Genomic DNA, 16,981 nt, shown 5'->3' on the forward strand with positions numbered 1-16,981 from the left:
CGCGAGTCGGAAGCGCGGCTCAGTCCTGGTCCGCCAGCTTTCCTCGTTCCTCCTCGCGGCGCTCCGGCGGGAGTTTGAAGTAGTTGTTCGGTTCGACGAAGTTCTGCTGCCCGAAGTCCGAGAGGATCATGTTGAGGAAGGCGCTCTCGCGCTTGTCGGTATCCTCGTAGGTGTAGCAGTGAAGGTCGCGGCTGAGCGGGTACTCCTTCGCACCGAGGTTCTTGCCGTACTCGTAGAGGGTGCCGTCCAGCTCGAGGCCGATCGGCGGGGTCCCGCCGTCCGGTTCGACGAACGCGAGCGCGATGTAGGCGATCGCGTTGTCGTTCTGCTTGACGAGCTTCGCCACCTGCTGGTTCTGTCCTTTCCGGGTATCGGGCGAGATCGGTGCCTCGGGGTCGCCGTAGAGGTTCTTCCGGAACGCGGTGTCGGTCCCGGAGTCCTCCGCACGACCGATCGCGTAGATATCCTTATCCGGGCCGCCGAGTTCGCTCCAGTTCGTAATCTCCCCCTTGTAGATCGCGCGGAGTTCGTCGCCGGTGACCTGCGTGACGCCCGCGTCGTAGATTTCCCGGCTTACGACGATCGGCTGGCCGTCGACGGCGACGACGTGGTCGACGATGTTGTCCAGTTCTTCGTGGTCCGATCCGAGGATGGATTCGGCCGTCGAACTCGCGTCACCGATATCGACGCGCTCGTTGATGACGCCCTCGACACCCGTCCCGGAGTGGCTCAACGCGATCTGTGTCGAAAACGGCGGGACGCTGCGCTCTTCGGTCGGTTCGAAGCCGTAGAGACCCGCCCAGTAGTCAGCGAGGTTTTCGTCCGTATCGATGTCGTACTGTCCCGGACCCCAGTACTCCTCGTCGTCGGCCGGCGGGTTCCCGTTCCATAGCGAATCGGCGTCGTTGGTGATCGGGTAAACGGTCGACGAGCCGTCGGCCGTTAGCGGTTTGATGCTATCGTCTTCACCTGCACTTCCGAGGCACCCAGCGGCCGCCATCGTTCCGATAGCGCCGGTCGCCGCAATGAACTTCCGTCGCGATACCCCGTCAGCAGAGCGTCCGAACTGGTTGTCTGCCATCACGTGTGAGATTCGAGAGGCTATAAAAATAGGATGCTATGAGCCATATATATGGATCAGTGCCCACATAGTTCTATATAGGTTTACTGAAGTGAAATATCGTCGAGCCGACGCTCACGCGAGTCTGATCCTCGACAACTCTACCGATCGTGTGATTCACCGCGAACGCCCCGACGAATCGCTACACTGACTTGCGGCCGGCGGTAACGGTCGAGGTATGGTTTCGCTGCAGGGGATCGCAGTCGCGGTGGTCGGGTTCGCGATCGTCCTCGGCTGTGCCGGCGTCGTCTACCGGGATGCGACTCGGCTCGAGGTCTCGAGGCCCGCGCTCTGGGCGGGAATCGTGTTCGCCACCTGTGGCGGTGGGCTTGCCCTCTATCTCGCTCCGCCGAACGTACCGATCCCCGGTCTGCTCGTGATCGTCGTCGGGGGCCCGGCGCTCTACCTGTTCGAACGCGACGACACCCGACACGGCGACGAGCCGCCAGATCCCCACTCGCTGCCGGAGCGGCCCGGCGGCGAGTCCTCGAGCGAGCGGCAGCGCGACGAGTAGGCGGCCGTCGGGACGAATCGCCCGGAACACCACACGTCTTTTGACTGCGCCCGTCCAACGGCCGACAACATGAGCGACTCCGCGAACCCCGGGGCCGACGGCGCGAGCGCCGACGCCACGACCGACGCCGACAGCGGCGACGGCGACGACGGCGGGCCGGCACAGGTCTCGAGTCCGGATTACCACAGCGAGAATCACACGGCCGCCCAGACCTGCGGCTGGACGGCCAACGCCCTGCGCGGCGAGGGGAAGTGTTACAAGAACATCTTCTACGGCATCGAGTCCCACCGCTGCATCCAGATGACGCCGGTCGTCCGATGTAACGAGCGCTGCGTCTTCTGCTGGCGCGACCACAAGGGCCACTCCTACGAGATGGACGACGTCCAGTGGGACGACCCCGAGGAAGTCGTCGACGCCTCGATCAAACTGCAGAAGAAACTGCTCTCGGGCTTCGGCGGCAACGAAGAGGTCCCTCGAGAAGTGTTCGACCAGGCGATGGAACCCCGTCACGTCGCCATCTCGCTGGACGGCGAACCGACGCTCTACCCCTACCTCCCCGAACTCATCGAGGCCTTCCACGACCGCGACATCACCACCTTCCTCGTCTCGAACGGCACCCGCCCCGAGATGCTTCGGGACTGCGATCCCACGCAACTGTACGTCAGCGTCGACGCTCCCGAACGTCACACCTTCGATCAGGTCGTCGGCGCGATGGAGGACGACGCCTGGGAGAAGCTCCTCGAGACGATGGACGTTCTCGCGGACAAAGACGAGACCCGGACGGTGCTCCGGACGACGCTCGTCAAGGGCGAGAACATGCGGAATCCGGACTGGTACGCCGGCTTCTACCAGCAGGCCGACCCCGACTTCATCGAGCTGAAGGCGTACATGCACGTCGGCCACTCGCGGGGCCGACTCGACCGGTCGGCGATGCCCGAGCACGAGGAAGTCGTCGAGTTCGCCGAGGACGTACGGGAGTACATGCCCGGATTCGACGAGGTCATGGGAGTCCCGGCCTCCCGCGTCGCACTGCTCTCACAGACCTCGGATACGTGGGTCCCGAAGCTGCAGAAGGACAGCGAGTTCTGGGAGCGAGATCCGGTCACCGGCGACTGACGGCCCCGGTCCGCGGTCGGTTCATACGTGCTCCGACCACGATCCCGGAAGCCACCGCTCGAGTCGCGATCCCCGGAGGATGCCGACGATCGTGACGCGGAGTTTTTCGCTGATCGCCAGGAGCACCGTCCCGTAGACGACCGCACCCAGTGCGACGATCGCGAGGAGCTGATACCAGTGATCGATCGGGACGGCGCGCTCGGCGGCGACGACGACGACGAACATCACCGCGCCGGCCGCGAACTGCTCGCCGAGCGTTCGGGGAAACAGGACGACCGTCGAGAGTTCCCGTTTGACGACGACAGCCGAAAGGGCGTATCGAAGCGTCTCGGCGACGGCCGTTGCGACCACGACGCCGATCGCACCGTAGGCGAGCGTCAGCGCGACGCCGAGAGCCACGTTGATCGCCAGCGTCAGGGCCGATATCCGCGTGTTGACGTCCGGACGATCGATCCCGTAGAGCACGCTCGTGAGCACGCCGGCCTGGGTCTTCGCGATCTGGTACGCCGCGAGTCCGACGAGGAGCCCCGCGGCCGCGGCGTAGTCGGGACCGAAGAACGTCACCACGAGCTGTTCGGACATCGCGACGGCACCGAAGAACATCGGGATCGCGAAAATGCTCGTAAAGGAGAGCGTGTTCGAGACGTCCGTCCCGAGCTCCTCGCCCTCGCTGTGGCGGTGGCTCACGCGAGCCATCAGCCCGCTCGAGGCGGCCATCGTCACGAACGTCGCCGGCACCGTAAGTTTGAGCGCGACCTCGTACCGCCCGGCGGCGGCGGGGGCTAGCAGGTAGCCCAGCAGGATGATGTCGAAGCGGTCGTAGGCCTGTCCGAGAAACGAGTTGGGAATGCTGTATCTGGCGTACGACCAGAGGTTCGAAACGGTCGCCCGGCTCGGCGCGACCGGCCGCGTCCGGACGTAGTACCAGAGGACCGGAACCGTCAGGAACGTCGCCGCGGCCAGGCCGTAGGCCATGCCCGCAGCGCCGAATCCGAGCACGATCAGGCTGAGCTGGATCGGGAAGGTGAGCACCGATCGAAGCGTATCGGTCCACATCGAGGCCCCGACTCGGCCGCGCGCCTGCACGATCAGATCGAGCGGTTCGAAGAGCGTGACCGCGAACAGCAAGACGACGAACAACACCGGCGCGTCGGGGAGGCCCGTGTAGGAGGCGAGCCAGCTCGAGGCGACGGCGGCGGCTGCGATGGCCAGCGCCATCCACACCAGCGTGAACAGCCCCTGACTGCCGATCAGCTCCCCCGACGGGGCGTCGGCCTCCGAATACCGCTTTTTGACCGCCGTTCCCCAGCCGTTGACCGCTCGATCGGCGATCTTCACCAGCGAAAAGAGGAGGTAGTAGCCGCCGAACCCGGTCGGCCCGAGCGCTCGAGCGAAGACGATCGTTCCGAGGAACCCGATCGCGGCCATCGTGAACTTCGCGGCCGTCGCCTTGATCGTCTCGCCCCCGAGGCTGACCGACGTCGCGTCGCTCATGGCTGTACTGAGGCGGCAGTCACAGATACCCCAGATCCTCGAGCTGTGATTCGAGCCCGGAGAGGTCCGCCTCGCCGAGGCCGTCCCGCGTCTCGAGGTCGGTGATCAGTTCCTCGAGGTCCGACTCGAGGGCCGCCGGGTCGCAGTCGCCGAGCAGTTCGGTCCCGAACGGGCCCTCGAAGTAGTAGCAGTCGGCCGTCGCGATGCCGTGGCGCTCGCGGTCGACGGGGGCGGTGTCGTAGCCGTCCTCCTCGAGCGCGAGCGCTCGTCGCTTCGAGATGCCGTGGTACTCGAGCAGCGCGTTCGCCCGGGGGTCCGTCGCGATCGGGGCGCTCGAGAGCAGCGGCCGGAACGACTCACCGCGGCGGTGGTCGGACTCGATTCCAGCGAGGTCGAGTACCGTCGCGTAGACGTCCAGCAGGTTCACGAGGGCGTCCCGCGTCGCTCGCCCCGCGCCGTCCGCGTTCGGGGTTCGATCGTCGGGGTTCGGTCCGGGCGCGGAGACGACAAGCGGAATCTTCGTCACGGGCGGGTGGAGCCCGCCGCCGTGTTGCCACGCGCCGTACTCTCCGAGCGCTTCGCCGTGGTCGGCGAGCGTCACGACGTAGTCGAACTCCGCCGCGAGTTCGGCGTAGATGTCGCGGTAGATGTCCGAGAGATATCGCACGGCGTCGTCGTACGCGGTCCTGATCCGGTCCGGATCGGCCGACGGCTCCCGGAGCGTGGCCTTCACGCTGTCGAAGTGGGGCGACTCCTCGTCCGGATAGGTGCGGTACTCGTCGGGCGGATCGTACGGCAGGTGTGCCTCCATGAGGTTCGCGAAGAGGAACTCGGAGTCGCGGTTCCACGAGCTATCGCGGACGTACTCGAGGAACTCGGCCGCACCGTCGTCGGGGTGACGGCCCTTGAGTCCCATATCCCGGAGCTTCATCAGCGCCCCCTGTTTCAGCGACTGAGTCGTGTCGCAGTCGTCGTCGACGCAGCGCCAGAGCGCGCGGAGGTAGCGTTCGGGGCCGTCGGACTGGTGTTCGGCGATGAACTCGTCCCAGTCGAAGACGTCCTCGCCGAGGCCGCGGAGTCGCCAGCCGCCGTCGAACTCGTCGAACCCGTGGTGCCAGCCCAGTTGCGCCGAGATGTTGACGTTACAGCTGAACGCCCGCGTTCGATACCCCTCGTCCTGTAGCAGTTCGGGAAGACGAACGGTTTCTCGATCGAAGTCCTGTGACTTGATCGTCACGCCGGCCTCGACCGCGTAGCGACCGGTAAACAGCGAGGCGTGGGCCGGGGCCGTCCAGTGGGTCGTGCTCCACGCGTTCGTGAACTGCACGCCCGGCAGCCACTCGAAGTGCTCGTCGAACGAGTCGGCTCGAAGCGTATCGAGCACGACGAGGGCGATGGATGGCTCGTCTCCCATGGTCGCGTGTCCGCTCATCCTACCAGACCCCCCACAAAGAACCTGTCCCCGGAATTCGAACCGAATGCGGCACCGAGCGTCGCCGTCGAACGCGGGGTCGCCAGTCGCTGGCTCCGGACCCGTTTCCCACCAGCGGGCAGCCCTCAATTCCGGTCGCAGGGACGGTCACGCTCACAGGACCGTCGCGATCCCCTCCTCGAGCGCGTCGACCTGCGCGTCCTTCTCGCGCTCGAGTTCGTCCATATCGAACCGAACCGGCTCGGCCGTGACGTCGCCGTCGATCGGAACCCGATCGAACAGGTTCGCTCGCGGGGTGTCGAAGTAGAACTGGGCCCTGTTACCGTACGTTAGCGCAGGAAGGCAGGCGTGGATCCGGTCCGACCGCACCACGTCCGCGTTGGCGTAGAGGAAGAGGTAGTCGGTCACCAGATCGGAGACGAAGACGTTCTCCACCTCGAACAGCGGCGTCTCGAGGCCGACCAGTTTCCTCGCCCGCTCGCCGACGGGGAAGTGATACGGTTCGTCGAAGGGAGCGTGATCGGGCCGAATGATCGTCGACGGCGACGCCTCGTCGATATCAGGTTCCTCGAGTTTATCGAACGTGTGGACGTCGAACGCCCGGTTCGCCTCGGGCGGCCGGTGACTGTCGCCCAGGAACAGCGAACAGTCGATACCGTCGTACAGGTACTCGACGAGGTCGCCGTACTCCTCGTAGGCGGTTCGATCCCGCGTAAGCAGGACATCGATATCGAGCGCGTCAAAGACGGCTTCGACGTATTTCCGCTCGTCCTCGTCGTACTCCTCGCCGCCCCCGCCGATGACGACGATCGGAATATCTCGCTCCCTGAGTTGCCGGAGCGTGTCGTAGTACTTCCGAAAGGTCGGTCTCGAGAGCACGCAGCCCGGCAAGACGGCCAGGTCGGCGTCGATCAGTTCGCTGACGTTCACCGTATTCTGCCGAATCGGGTGGGTCGGCGACTCGTAGCTGCCTCGATCGTACCCCGTCATCCGCGCGAGCTTCCGGGTGCCGCCCCACAGCGCCGCGGTGTCCGCCGCGTGATTGGGATAGCCGCCCGTTTCGACGATCTCCGCGTCGGGAAACGCCCGCTCGAGCATCGCTCTCGCCCCGTAGTCGATGAAGCCGTTCCCGATGTTCGTCGTCCACGTCCGAAGAAGCAGGATTCGCATTGGGGTTCCCTCCACCGGAACCGGTGATAATTATGCAGCTACTACGTCGCGTGAACGGTCCATTTCGATGCTGACTGCTCGTTCCGACCGCCGCATCACCGCATCGCCGAACCGTCAGTCGAGGTAGCCGAGTTCGCGCAGGCGATCGGTCGGCATGTCGATCCCCTCGTCGCCGCCGGACGCGCTCGCTCCGGACTCCGCCGCGCGTTCCTCTACCCATCGCCGCACGTCGTAGACCGACTCCGGACAGGTGTCCGCCGTGGAACTCGCGTACGCGCGCCAGGAGTGACTGGCCGGCTTCTCCCCCGCGTCGGGCGGATAGAAATCGGCGCGCATCCCGTGATCGCTGACGACGAGGAGGTCGTCGTCCTCGCCGAGGGCGGCGACGATCTCCTCGACGTACTCGCCGACGCGATCGTAGGCGCGACCCAGCGCGGCTTCGTCGTCGGCGTAGGCGTGGCCCGCCGCATCGAGCGTGTGGACGTGGACCCCGGCGATCGAGACGGGGTGTGCGAGCATCTCGCGGGCCCAGCCGAACTGCTGGGCGCAGAGCCCGAACAGTTCGCGCTCGAACTCGTGTCGGGGCATCCCCTCCGCGACGGCGTTCATCAGGTCCCAGGCCCGCTGGAGCGGCCGTCCGTCGTGGACGCCCGGCCAGTTGTGGACGACCGCGTCGTCGGCGTCGAACATCGACTCGCGGTCCGTCTCGCCGATGCGCTCGCGCGTCCCGGTCCGCGACCGAACGAGTTTGCCGAGCGTTCCCCTCGTGGACTCGTCGAGGCGACCGGTGAACGACGACGCGAGGTCGAGCGCGGGGTTCTCCCACTGGCTCGTGCCGCCGCCGGTGATCCCGTGTTCGGCCGGCTCGAGCCCGGTCGCGACGGTCGCCCAGACCTCCGGCGTGTACGGAACCGACTGCGTGTTCGCGAACGTCTCGATCTCGCCGCCCGACTCGAGGCGGACGGCGTCGAGGTCGAAGTGCTCGACCAGTCCGGCGTCGAGCGCGTCGAGCGCGAGGACGACGACAGTCATGCGTATCCCAGATCCTCCAGATCTTCCTGCAGCGCGTCCTCCTTGACGACGTAGGCGGGATCGAACCGCTCGAGTTCTGCCTCGAGCGCGGGATCCTCCACCGGTTCGCCGTCCGCGAGTCGATACGTTCCCGCCTCCGTCGCGATGCGGTCGACGGTCATCGCGGCCTTTCGGTCTCCATAGGCGGCGAAGGCAATTTCGCGCTCGAGCGTGCCGACGCCGTGTTCTGTCCCCCGAAGGATAGTCGGAACGTCGACCAGCGAGACGACCTCGCCGAGGTCGGGCGCGTTCCGCGTGCCGAACGGGACGTTCAGGAGCTCGGGGCGCATCTCGCCGGGGTGGCCCCACAGGCCGTCCTCGCCGAGCAGTTCGCCGTGATCGCCGCAGAAGACGACGCGAGCGTCGTCCGGAACTGTGGTCCAGAGGGACTCGAGGGCCGCGTCGAGTTCGGCGACCTCCTGCCGGTAGAGTTCCCGGACGAGGGCCTCGTCCTCATCGGAGCCGCGATCCGAGAGCACGCGGCGAGTGATCCGCTGCGCCTCCGCTCGGTCGATATCCGCGCCGTCGGGATCGTAGGGATGGTGGGGCTCCATGAAGTGCAGCCAGCCGAACCACTCCTCGCGGCCGTCGATTTCGGATCGAAACTGGTCGACGACGTCGTCCGCCGGCCGGAACGACTTCTCGGTCTCGTCGACGTAACTCCGGAGCTGCTGATACCGGTTGTATCCCCAGCTGGCGACCTTGTAGGGGAGCGAGCCGCGCTCGAGCAGGATCGCACCCTTGTCCTTCAGCGACTCGCCGCCGCCTTTCGGCGACGTGAACGAGTCGAATCCGGTCGCGTAGTCGTACTCCGCGGACAGCAGGTGATTCGTCGTGATCCCGACGCGGTAAGCATCGAACTCGTGGGCGACGCTCGCGCTCGGTTCGAGCCCGCTGCCGGCCGGATACTCCCCGCCGATAATCGCCGGGAAGCTGCCGGGCGTCGCGGTGCTCGTTGCGAAGGTGGCGTCGTGGGTGTCGTCCAGAAACTCCTGCGTACGGGGCATGTACTGCAGGTGATCGGTTCGAAGCGAGTCAACCGTGACTAGCAGGGTTGTATCCGTGGTTTGTTCGGTCATAGGTATCCCAGGTCCTCGAGTCGCGCGCGGCTCGCCGCGTCCACCTCCTCGGCAAACGCCTCTGCATCGTTCTCGTCGCCGGTCACCCACTCGCCGAAGGCGGACTCGAAGAGCCCGTCCGGCACCGTCTCGTCGGGCAGTTCGACCTGTTTCGACGGCGGACCGGAGACGTCGTACACCGCCTCGGTGCCGAGCTGATCGCGGTAGTACTTCCGGTCGCCCCGATAGATCACCCGCTGTCCCCGGTCCCAGTACGATTCGTCCCCGCCCTCCGGGATGCCGGAGCCGGAGCCGACGATCTCGGCTCGAGCGCGCTCGCGTTCGAACGCGAACGGATCGAACGGCTCCTCGCTCGCGAGCGCTCGAATCACGCCGTCGAGATCGGCGTGGGAACTGAGCCCGTTCACGTCGACGGGAGTCTCTTCCGCGACCTCGAGGGCGCGGTCGCTCGTGGGAACGATGTCGAACGGAACGTGCAACAGCCCCTCCGAGAGGCTGCTCATGTGGTTCATGAGGAAGCCGTCGGACTCGTAGCCGAGGTTCTCGCCGTGGTCGGCCGTCACGATCAGGATCGATTCGCGGTCGTCGCCGGTCTCCAGTGCGGCAACGAGGTCGGCGACGAGCCGGTCGAGGTAGTCGACGGTCGCGGCGTAGAGTCGGCGGACGCGCTCGACATCCGATTCGCACTCGCCGAGACCGTCTGCGGCGTTCACGTCCGAATCCCGAAACGAACTCGAGTGGAAGTCCGCGGAAACGCCGTGAATCGAGTCGTCCAACCCGCGAAACGGGGTGTGGGGGCCGTGGGCGTCCATGAGGTTGGCGAAGGCGAGCACCGGCCCGTCGGGTTCGGTGACCTCGCGCTCGAGGGCTCGAGCGATCGACCGACCGCCGAAGTCGGTCGGCTTCTCGATCGGAAGCTTCCGACTCACGTCGTCCAATTTGAGGAGGACGCCGTTGGCCAGCGATCGAAGCGGATGGTCGTGGTCGATGGCCTGGCGGACGAAATCGGCGTAGGCAGCCACACCCTCGGTCGATCGATCGGAAATGTGTTGCTGGACGTCCATCCCCGCGGGAAGCCGGCGACTCGGAGAAACGGGGACCGTCCGGTCGAAGAATCGGTCGAACCCGAAGACTGGACTCGCGTAGATGTTCGACGTAACGCAAACCGACTCGTATCCCTGCCGCTCGAGGGGCGCGATCCAGGTGTCCTCGCGGTCGATCGGGTCGAACCGGCGCTGGTGAGCGTGGACGCCCGTTTCCGAGGGGACCGAGCCGGTCAGCATCCCGGCGTGGCTCGGGACGCTCCAGCCGCCGAGCGCCCGCATCCCCTCGAATCGGACGGACGCCAGTTCCCGTAACCGGGTCGCGTATCGGTCGTAGACGTCCTTTCTGACGGTGTCGAGACAGACGACGACGATGTTCGGTCGGTCCGGTCGGTCCGGTCGGTCGGCCTCGGTCATGTGAATTGCGCGAGTGCGGTGCTGAATCGGTCGCCCTGATTCGATTCGGTCAGGTCGGTCACGAGGCTTCGCTGCTCGCGACCGACGGATCGGCGCTCCGCCGGAGCCCGCTCGAAGACGTCCGACAGCCCCTCGAGCAGGCCCGCCTCGGTCGGCGGAACGACCTGTCGAGACGGCAGTAGCTCCCGAACGCCGGTCGCCTCGGTGACCATCGTCGGCGTCCCCGAGAGAATTCCCTCGAGCGCCGCGACGGGAAACGCGTCGCCCCGCGACGACTGGACGTAGACGCTGGCCCGATCGAACCAGTCGGCGAAGGTGTCCAGATCGACGAATCCGGGCGTGATCACGTGCGATCTGTCCGCGTACGCTTCCGCCTCGTGGCCCTCGCCGAGGACGACCAGTCGAACGTCGGCGTCGACGGTCCCGGCGAATCGTCTGACCGCTCGACTCAATCGATCGTAGCCGTTCGCGGGTTTGGCTTCGCCCGCCGAGAGGATCGTAAACGGATCCGGAGGCGAGCGCGGGGAGAGCGACGCGAGTCGCTCGTACTTCTCGTCGGCGATCGGCGGCCGGACGTACGCGACCGGGACGTCGCCGATGTACGGTCGCGCCCAGCGGTAGACGTCGCGACCGACCGCGATCACGCCGTCCAGCAGCCGATTCGACAAGGGTTCGAGCGCGCGCCAGAGGTATCGCGTCGGCCGCTCGGAGAGGGTGTAAAACGTCTCGTCGGCGGCGAGATAGACGAGGGTCGTTCCCGGCCGCCGCAGTTTGTACGCGAGCCCGGTCTGGAGCGGGGCACTCCCTTCGGCGATGACGGTATCGTACGCCGGCAGCGTCCCTCCAGTACGGAGCCGATCAAGGGTCCGGTCGGTGTTGCCGTCCGGTTCCGGCGCTCGAGCGCCGGTCTCGAAGTGACGACGCTCGGCGCGCACGGCGTCGGCGAACACCCGGTGTGCGGGGTGTGCGTCGCTGTTCTGATAGAGCAGACACCGGTCGCTCGTCGTCGAGCGTTGCGCACGCGACGTCTCGGTCCCCGTCCGTCCCACCGAATCACCGTCTCGACTATCACCGCTCGAGTCGCCGCCTCGACCGCCAGCAGTCGTGCTCGCCGTCATCGATCCGTCGCCTCCTCGAGATCGCGGGGGTCGTCGGCGTCGTCGACCGGCTGTGACGTCTCCTCGGCGCGCTGCTGGCCTGCGGTTCGTCTCGTTTCGGTCGGGCGCTCCGGTTGCCGATCCGCTTCGCGTTTCGGCGTTTCGATGCCGGCGGCAGCCGTTTGCTCGACGACGTCGCGAAGCCCCTCGGCGAACCGGTCGTACTCGTATCGCCTCGCCGCCGCCCGAATCTCCGTCGAATCGAAGTCGTCGGGATCGAACCGCCGAACCGTCTCGCGGATCGACTCGACGGTCGGCTCGAAGAGCAGTCCCGTCCGACCGCCCTGCACCTGATACTGCGTGAATCCCTCGTTTACGCCGAGCAGCGGTTTGCCGGCCATCATGGCCTCCGCCCCGACGAGGCCGAAGTCCTCCTGTTTGGGCGCGTAGACGACCGCGGTCGCCCGCGCGACCAGCGACTCGATGTCCTCGACGTAGCCCCGCACCTCGATGTTGTCGTAGTCGGCCGCGAACGCCTCGAGCGCCTCGCGCTGCTCCCCGTCGCCGGCGATCACGAGCCGCTCGTCGAGTCCGGCGAAGGCCCTCGCGATCAGGTTAATCCGCTTCTCGGGGGCGAGTCGGGACCAGGTGACGAAGTAGCCCTCGTCGCCGTCGTTTCGCCACTCGCCGGTCACCGGCGGGTAGACGACGGTCGCGTCGCGGTCGTAGAACCGCCGAATCCGATCGCGGACGAGTTCGCTGTTCGCGACGAAGCGGTCGACGTAGTCGTTGGCCTCCTTGTCCAGCGCTCGCCACCCCTTCGCGTAGGCCTTGAGCCCGGTCTCGATGAACGGGTACTCGAACGACGAGAGCCGATCGCGATAGAGGTCGTACAGCCACCGCGGCGGGCTGTGTGGGTAGTGGACGATCCGCTGACCGACATCGGGGACGTAGTACTTCGACAGCGGCGCGCTCTCGAGGATCACGTCGTACGCCGCGAGATCCGGGTGGGCGTCGGTCATATCGAGCGCGACGTTGAGCGTCTCGAGGGGGTTCATCCCCTCGTTCTTCCACTCGAGGAAGGGCCGCCACGGTAGCGAGGAGTACTTGGCCTGCCGGAACGGGATCACGTCGACGTCGTCCGGGATGTCGGTCCCCTCGGCGACGTAGGCGGTGTAGATCGGCGCGTCGAGCACCCGGGCGGCCTCGATGGCGAACTCCTCGCCGCCGCCGATGCCGGGGAAGCGATCGTGGAGGATCGCGACGTCCGTCACTGCAACACCTCCCGGAGTTCCTCGTCGGGCGACCAGGTGCCGTCGTGGCTCGCTTCGTCCCCGTCGACTCGAGCACGGATGAGCGAGACGTTCGCCCGAAGGAGCGAGATCTGGGTGTCGAACAGGGAGTACAACGGCTGGAGCGGGCCGAGCGCGTCGCGCGAGCCCAGTGCCGTAAAGACGAGAACGCCGGCCGGGGTCGCCAGCCCGAACGGCCCGGCGATCGCCAGCGACCCGATCGTGGCCACGGCGATCCCCGTCGCGACGAGCCACGGGGAGACGACCATGAACCACCAGTTGAAGGGCAGGACGACGCGGCCGTAGGCCCCGTGGCGGCCGAGCGCGTCGCGCTGTCGCCACAGTAATCGGAGGAGCCCCATCGCGCGCCGGTCCTTCTGCTCCCGTCGCTTACTGAATTCGGAGTGAGCGGCCTCCCTGTAGTGGATGTCGGGATCGAAGACGACCCGGTCCCCGTTGCGCCGGATCTTGAGCGCGAGTTCGGTGTCGTCGGCGATCGAGTCGTCGTCGATCGGGACGATCGCATCGCGCTCGAACGCCGAGAACGGCCCGTGGAAGATCAGCGTCGAGTCGATGTGGGACTCGAGGACCTGGATCATCGTCTGGATGTCGCGATACCCCTGTTCGACCTCGCTGTCGCCGAGAACCTCGGCGTTGCGGCCGGTCACCGCTCCCACGTCGGGATCGGCGAGGTTCGCGACCGCCGTTCGAACCGCGTCGGGTGCGATCCGCGAGTCGCAGTCGGTCTTGACGACGACCTCGTTCGCCGCGGCGGCGTAGGCCTCGTTCAGCGCGGTCGCCAGTCCCCGCCGCTCGTCCTCCCGGATGAGCGTCAGCTTCGGCTCCTGACGGCCGGCGAAGAACGTCTCCACCAGCTCCGCCGTCCCGTCGTCGCTCGAGTCGACGACGACGAGTTCGACCTTCTCCATGGGGTAGTCGAGTTCGACCAGTTCCTCGAGTTTCGACTCGACGATCGCGGCCTCGTTGTACGTCGGGAGGACGATACTCACCGACGGCTCCCGGGGCCACGCGTCGGCCGGTGTCCCCGTCGGCCGTCGGACGTAGTACACGCCGAGGTAGATCAGATACGGGAGGCCCGTCAGTGCGATCAGTCCGAACAGGGCCTCGAGGAGACGTTTCATGCGAATGCACCTATACGCTCTATATTCTACGGTAAAACCGGTATCCTTGCATTATACAAGAAAGGTTTTATTAATTTATTCTATTTGTGTATGTCACGGTAGAGAGAAGGTCATCTCGAGCTGTAATTCACTAGACCGTACAAGCGATTGCTGCGGAGAAATCGGCCGTACGGCGGAGACGAGACGTACCGATCGATCGAATGCGCTCGAGCGGCGTTCAGCGGACCGGTGGCTTTTTCCACCCGGTCGGTCATTTCCGAGTACGCGATAAACGGTCGTGAACACCATCACAGTTCCGTTACGCATGCCACATTCGATATACTTTTACGGGGCTACGGTATAGATGCGTGTATGTCAGTGCTAGCTGAGTCCGCCGTCGGGCACGACGAACTCGCCGTGCTCAAACTCCTCGCGCTCGAGGGCGGGCTCGAGGGCGACGTCAAGATATCCTGTTCTCACCTCGCGGAACGCCTCGACGCGTCGAACCAGACCGCCTCGCGGCGACTCCAGCGCCTCGAGAGCGCCGACCTGCTCGAGCGCGACACCGTCAGCGACGGCCAGTGGGTCGCGATCACGGAGACCGGTGAGCGAGCGCTCCACGCCGAATACGAGGATTACCGTCGCATCTTCGAGACGGACTCCCAGATCGGCCTCGAGGGGACCGTCACCAGCGGCATGGGCGAGGGTCGCCACTACATCTCGCTGTCGGGCTACCAACGCCAGTTCGAGGAGCGACTCGGCTACGAGCCGTTCCCCGGCACGCTGAACGTCGACCTCCGCGAGGATAGCGTCCGGCGGCGCAGCGCCATGGCCTCGCTCGAGCCCGTCCCCATCGACGGCTGGGAGTCCGACGAGCGGACCTACGGACCCGCCGTCTGCTACCCCGCGACGATCGAGACCGCCGACGGCGAGACCTACGAGAACGCCTACACCATCGCCCCCGAACGCACCCACCACGACGACGACCAGCTCGAGGTCATCGCGCCCGAGAAACTCCGGGAGGAACTCTCCCTCGAGGACGGCGATCACGTCACCGTCTCCGTGGGGGATCGCGAATGACGGGCCACCACGCCGGACCGCAGTCGAACGCCGATGCCGGGGCGAACGCCGACGGCGGGACGAACGCCGATACCGGGGCGAACTCGAGCGTCGACCCGTCCGCGAACTCGTTCGAGCACGCCCTCGAGTCGCTCCGGGCGGGCGAGCCGATTCTCGTCCACGACGCGGCCGACCGCGAGGGCGAGACGGACCTGATCTACCACGCCGATAGCGTGACGCCCGAGGCCGTCGCCCGACTGCGAAACGACGCCGGCGGGCTGGTCTGCGTCGCGCTCGGCCACGATATCGCGGAGGCGTTCGACCTGCCCTTCTACTCGGACGTGGTCGACCATCCCGCGACGGCCGACCACGAACTCGGCTACGACGATCGATCGTCGTTCTCGCTGACTGTCAACCATCGGGACACCTACACCGGAATCACCGACGACGATCGCTCGACGACCATCCGAGCGCTCGGCGACGCCGCCGCCGCACCCGACGAAACCGACTTCGCCGCGGAGTTCCGGGTCCCCGGTCACGTTCACCTGCTCAAGGCCGCGCCGGACCTGCTCGCCCAGCGCGAGGGCCACACGGAACTCGGGGTCGCCCTGGCCGAGGCCGCCGATCTCTCGCCCGCCGTCGTCGTCTGCGAGATGCTCGACGACGAAACTGGCGAGGCCCTCTCGCCCGCCGACGCCCGCGCTTACGCGGACCGACACGGCTTCGCCTACCTCGAGGGTCGCGAGGTCCTCGAGCGAATGGAGTAGCGACCGGAGTCGTAGAACGCGTACTAGTACCGAAGCAGACGCGATGCAGACGTGCGAACTCCCGGCTCCCGGCTAAAAACCGGTATCTATCGCATTAACGTTCGTATCTTGCAACCGATTCGGTCCGATTTGAAAACAGTAGGACACGTTTATTGAGCCCTATGTGGTCCTTGCTAGCATGGCTGAACCCCGGTTGACACCAGCGATCGATCTGGACGGTATTTCCCCGGACGAGGCCTTCACCATCCTTGGCAACGAGATTCGGTTAGACATCATCCGCGTGCTCTGGCACACCGATGCCGCCCACAAATACGACGACGTCTCCGATACCGCCGAGACGATATCGTTCTCGGAGCTGCGTCGTCGGGTCGACGTCGACGACAACGGGAAATTCAACTATCACCTCTCGCAACTGGCTCCCCACTTCGTTCGGCAAACCGATGACGGGTACCGATTGAGCAGTGCCGGCAAGCAGATTGCCAGAACCGTGATCGCCGTCTCGGGAGCGGAAGAACTCGACTTCTCCGCCGATCTCGAGCAGGACTGTCCGCTGTGTGACGCGCCCATGACGGCGACCTACGAGGACCAGTGGCTTCGGATCAGTTGTACCGAGTGTGACGGGATGTTCGGCGACAAAGCGCCACGGGACTCGGTCTTCTTTTCGAACTACCCGGCTGCAGGGCTGACGGATCGGACCCCCGACGAGGCACTCGCAACCGGATTCTACCGGTGTATGTTGGATATCGCCTCCATGATGCGCGACGTCTGTCGGGAGTGTGCGGGCTCCATCTCGGCGTCGGTTTCGGTCTGTGAGACACACCGGGTTCGGGAGGGGAAACCGTGTTCGCACTGTGGGACACGATTCCCCGTTTGGGCGGAACAGCGGTGTGATACCTGCGGGTTCGCCAAGAACTTGCCCGTCGAACCGTTCGTCATGAGTCTCACCCCCGTGATCGCATTCCTCGACGACCAGGGATTCGACGTGCTCGCTCCCTCCTTCGACGAAGTCATCGACTTGCTTCGGACCCGCTTCGAGACGGCCGTCACGGAGGATCCGTTCCGCATAACCGTGACGATCGAAGGCGAGGCGACGACGCTCACCGTTTCGGTGGACGACAGCATGAACGTCGTCGGTCTCGACGAACAGCCGTCGGTCTGATATCGGGACCCCGCCGGTTTCCGACCCGGT

At 65.9% G+C, this 16,981-nt stretch carries 15 protein-coding genes; 5 read left to right on the forward strand and 10 right to left on the reverse strand.

The features are described 5' to 3' along the window. Positions 1–19: 19 nt before the first annotated feature. Complete coding sequence (locus LDH74_RS11105; protein ID WP_226038795.1) at positions 20–1,081, reverse strand: substrate-binding domain-containing protein; 1,062 nt, start codon at positions 1,079–1,081, stop codon at positions 20–22. Between the two features lie 217 nt (positions 1,082–1,298). On the opposite strand from LDH74_RS11105, the gene LDH74_RS11110 reads away from it, so the two are divergent. Together LDH74_RS11110 and twy1 are read left to right on the forward strand one after the other, a co-directional pair. Further along, on the forward strand, positions 1,299–1,634 hold the full coding sequence (locus tag LDH74_RS11110; protein WP_226038796.1) for a hypothetical protein: 336 nt from the start codon (positions 1,299–1,301) through the stop codon (positions 1,632–1,634). Positions 1,635–1,703: 69 nt separating this feature from the next. Further along, complete coding sequence (twy1, locus tag LDH74_RS11115; RefSeq protein ID WP_226038797.1) at positions 1,704–2,750, forward strand: 4-demethylwyosine synthase TYW1; 1,047 nt, start codon at positions 1,704–1,706, stop codon at positions 2,748–2,750. Between the two features lie 21 nt (positions 2,751–2,771). On the opposite strand, the gene LDH74_RS11120 is transcribed toward twy1, so the two are convergent. The 9 genes from LDH74_RS11120 to LDH74_RS11160 form a co-directional block, all read right to left on the reverse strand. Beyond that, on the reverse strand, positions 2,772–4,244 hold the full coding sequence (locus tag LDH74_RS11120; protein ID WP_226038798.1) for an oligosaccharide flippase family protein: 1,473 nt from the start codon (positions 4,242–4,244) through the stop codon (positions 2,772–2,774). A 19-nt stretch (positions 4,245–4,263) separates the two neighbouring features. Continuing rightward, entirely contained in the window at positions 4,264–5,676 is a 1,413-nt protein-coding gene (locus LDH74_RS11125; RefSeq protein WP_345778523.1) for a sulfatase-like hydrolase/transferase, read from the reverse strand. A gap of 153 nt (positions 5,677–5,829) precedes the next feature. Further along, positions 5,830–6,846, reverse strand: a complete 1,017-nt coding sequence (locus tag LDH74_RS11130; protein ID WP_226038800.1) for a polysaccharide pyruvyl transferase family protein — start codon at positions 6,844–6,846, stop codon at positions 5,830–5,832. 114 nt (positions 6,847–6,960) lie between these two features. Continuing rightward, positions 6,961–7,878 carry an alkaline phosphatase family protein gene (locus LDH74_RS11135; RefSeq protein WP_226038801.1) on the reverse strand — a complete coding sequence of 306 codons (918 nt, stop codon included), beginning with the start codon at positions 7,876–7,878 and terminating at the stop codon, positions 6,961–6,963. Then, positions 7,875–8,996 carry a sulfatase-like hydrolase/transferase gene (locus LDH74_RS11140; RefSeq protein WP_226038802.1) on the reverse strand — a complete coding sequence of 374 codons (1,122 nt, stop codon included), beginning with the start codon at positions 8,994–8,996 and terminating at the stop codon, positions 7,875–7,877. The genes LDH74_RS11135 and LDH74_RS11140 overlap by 4 nt, the downstream gene beginning before the upstream one ends. Then, the gene (locus tag LDH74_RS11145) at positions 8,993–10,456 is read right to left on the reverse strand and encodes a sulfatase-like hydrolase/transferase (RefSeq protein ID WP_226038803.1); all 1,464 of its coding nucleotides are present in this window, start codon (positions 10,454–10,456) and stop codon (positions 8,993–8,995) included. The genes LDH74_RS11140 and LDH74_RS11145 overlap by 4 nt, the downstream gene beginning before the upstream one ends. Next, complete coding sequence (locus LDH74_RS11150) at positions 10,453–11,574, reverse strand: glycosyltransferase family 4 protein (protein WP_226038804.1); 1,122 nt, start codon at positions 11,572–11,574, stop codon at positions 10,453–10,455. The genes LDH74_RS11145 and LDH74_RS11150 overlap by 4 nt, the downstream gene beginning before the upstream one ends. After that, positions 11,571–12,827, reverse strand: coding sequence for a glycosyltransferase (locus LDH74_RS11155; protein ID WP_226038805.1), 1,257 nt, complete (start codon positions 12,825–12,827; stop codon positions 11,571–11,573). Before LDH74_RS11155 ends, LDH74_RS11150 begins: the two co-directional genes overlap by 4 nt. After that, a complete protein-coding gene (locus LDH74_RS11160; protein ID WP_226038806.1) occupies positions 12,824–13,987 on the reverse strand; it encodes a glycosyltransferase in 1,164 nt (387 codons plus the stop codon). Before LDH74_RS11160 ends, LDH74_RS11155 begins: the two co-directional genes overlap by 4 nt. Positions 13,988–14,338: 351 nt before the next feature. On the opposite strand from LDH74_RS11160, the gene LDH74_RS11165 reads away from it, so the two are divergent. The 3 genes from LDH74_RS11165 (at position 14,339) to LDH74_RS11175 (ending at position 16,951) form a co-directional block, all read left to right on the forward strand. After that, a complete protein-coding gene (locus LDH74_RS11165) occupies positions 14,339–15,046 on the forward strand; it encodes a CTP-dependent riboflavin kinase (protein ID WP_226038807.1) in 708 nt (235 codons plus the stop codon). Further along, positions 15,043–15,792 carry a 3,4-dihydroxy-2-butanone-4-phosphate synthase gene (gene ribB / locus LDH74_RS11170; protein ID WP_226038808.1) on the forward strand — a complete coding sequence of 250 codons (750 nt, stop codon included), beginning with the start codon at positions 15,043–15,045 and terminating at the stop codon, positions 15,790–15,792. Before LDH74_RS11165 ends, ribB begins: the two co-directional genes overlap by 4 nt. Positions 15,793–15,970: 178 nt before the next feature. Continuing rightward, on the forward strand, positions 15,971–16,951 hold the full coding sequence (locus tag LDH74_RS11175; RefSeq protein ID WP_226038809.1) for an ArsR family transcriptional regulator: 981 nt from the start codon (positions 15,971–15,973) through the stop codon (positions 16,949–16,951). The last annotated feature ends 30 nt before the right edge of the window (positions 16,952–16,981 follow it).

The sequence above is a fragment of the Natrinema sp. DC36 genome (assembly GCF_020405225.1).
Classification (GTDB): Archaea; Halobacteriota; Halobacteria; order Halobacteriales; family Natrialbaceae; genus Natrinema.

Coding starts and splice junctions, on each gene's coding strand:
- LDH74_RS11150 (WP_226038804.1), bottom strand. CDS start 11,574: ATGACGGCGAGCACGACTGCTGGCGGTCGAGGCGGCGACTCGAGCGGT.
- ribB (WP_226038808.1), top strand. CDS start 15,043: ATGACGGGCCACCACGCCGGACCGCAGTCGAACGCCGATGCCGGGGCG.
- LDH74_RS11135 (WP_226038801.1), bottom strand. CDS start 7,878: ATGACTGTCGTCGTCCTCGCGCTCGACGCGCTCGACGCCGGACTGGTC.
- LDH74_RS11165 (WP_226038807.1), top strand. CDS start 14,339: ATGTCAGTGCTAGCTGAGTCCGCCGTCGGGCACGACGAACTCGCCGTG.
- LDH74_RS11130 (WP_226038800.1), bottom strand. CDS start 6,846: ATGCGAATCCTGCTTCTTCGGACGTGGACGACGAACATCGGGAACGGC.
- LDH74_RS11145 (WP_226038803.1), bottom strand. CDS start 10,456: ATGACCGAGGCCGACCGACCGGACCGACCGGACCGACCGAACATCGTC.
- LDH74_RS11120 (WP_226038798.1), bottom strand. CDS start 4,244: ATGAGCGACGCGACGTCGGTCAGCCTCGGGGGCGAGACGATCAAGGCG.
- LDH74_RS11175 (WP_226038809.1), top strand. CDS start 15,971: ATGGCTGAACCCCGGTTGACACCAGCGATCGATCTGGACGGTATTTCC.
- LDH74_RS11105 (WP_226038795.1), bottom strand. CDS start 1,081: ATGGCAGACAACCAGTTCGGACGCTCTGCTGACGGGGTATCGCGACGG.
- twy1 (WP_226038797.1), top strand. CDS start 1,704: ATGAGCGACTCCGCGAACCCCGGGGCCGACGGCGCGAGCGCCGACGCC.
- LDH74_RS11125 (WP_345778523.1), bottom strand. CDS start 5,676: ATGAGCGGACACGCGACCATGGGAGACGAGCCATCCATCGCCCTCGTC.
- LDH74_RS11160 (WP_226038806.1), bottom strand. CDS start 13,987: ATGAAACGTCTCCTCGAGGCCCTGTTCGGACTGATCGCACTGACGGGC.
- LDH74_RS11110 (WP_226038796.1), top strand. CDS start 1,299: ATGGTTTCGCTGCAGGGGATCGCAGTCGCGGTGGTCGGGTTCGCGATC.
- LDH74_RS11140 (WP_226038802.1), bottom strand. CDS start 8,996: ATGACCGAACAAACCACGGATACAACCCTGCTAGTCACGGTTGACTCG.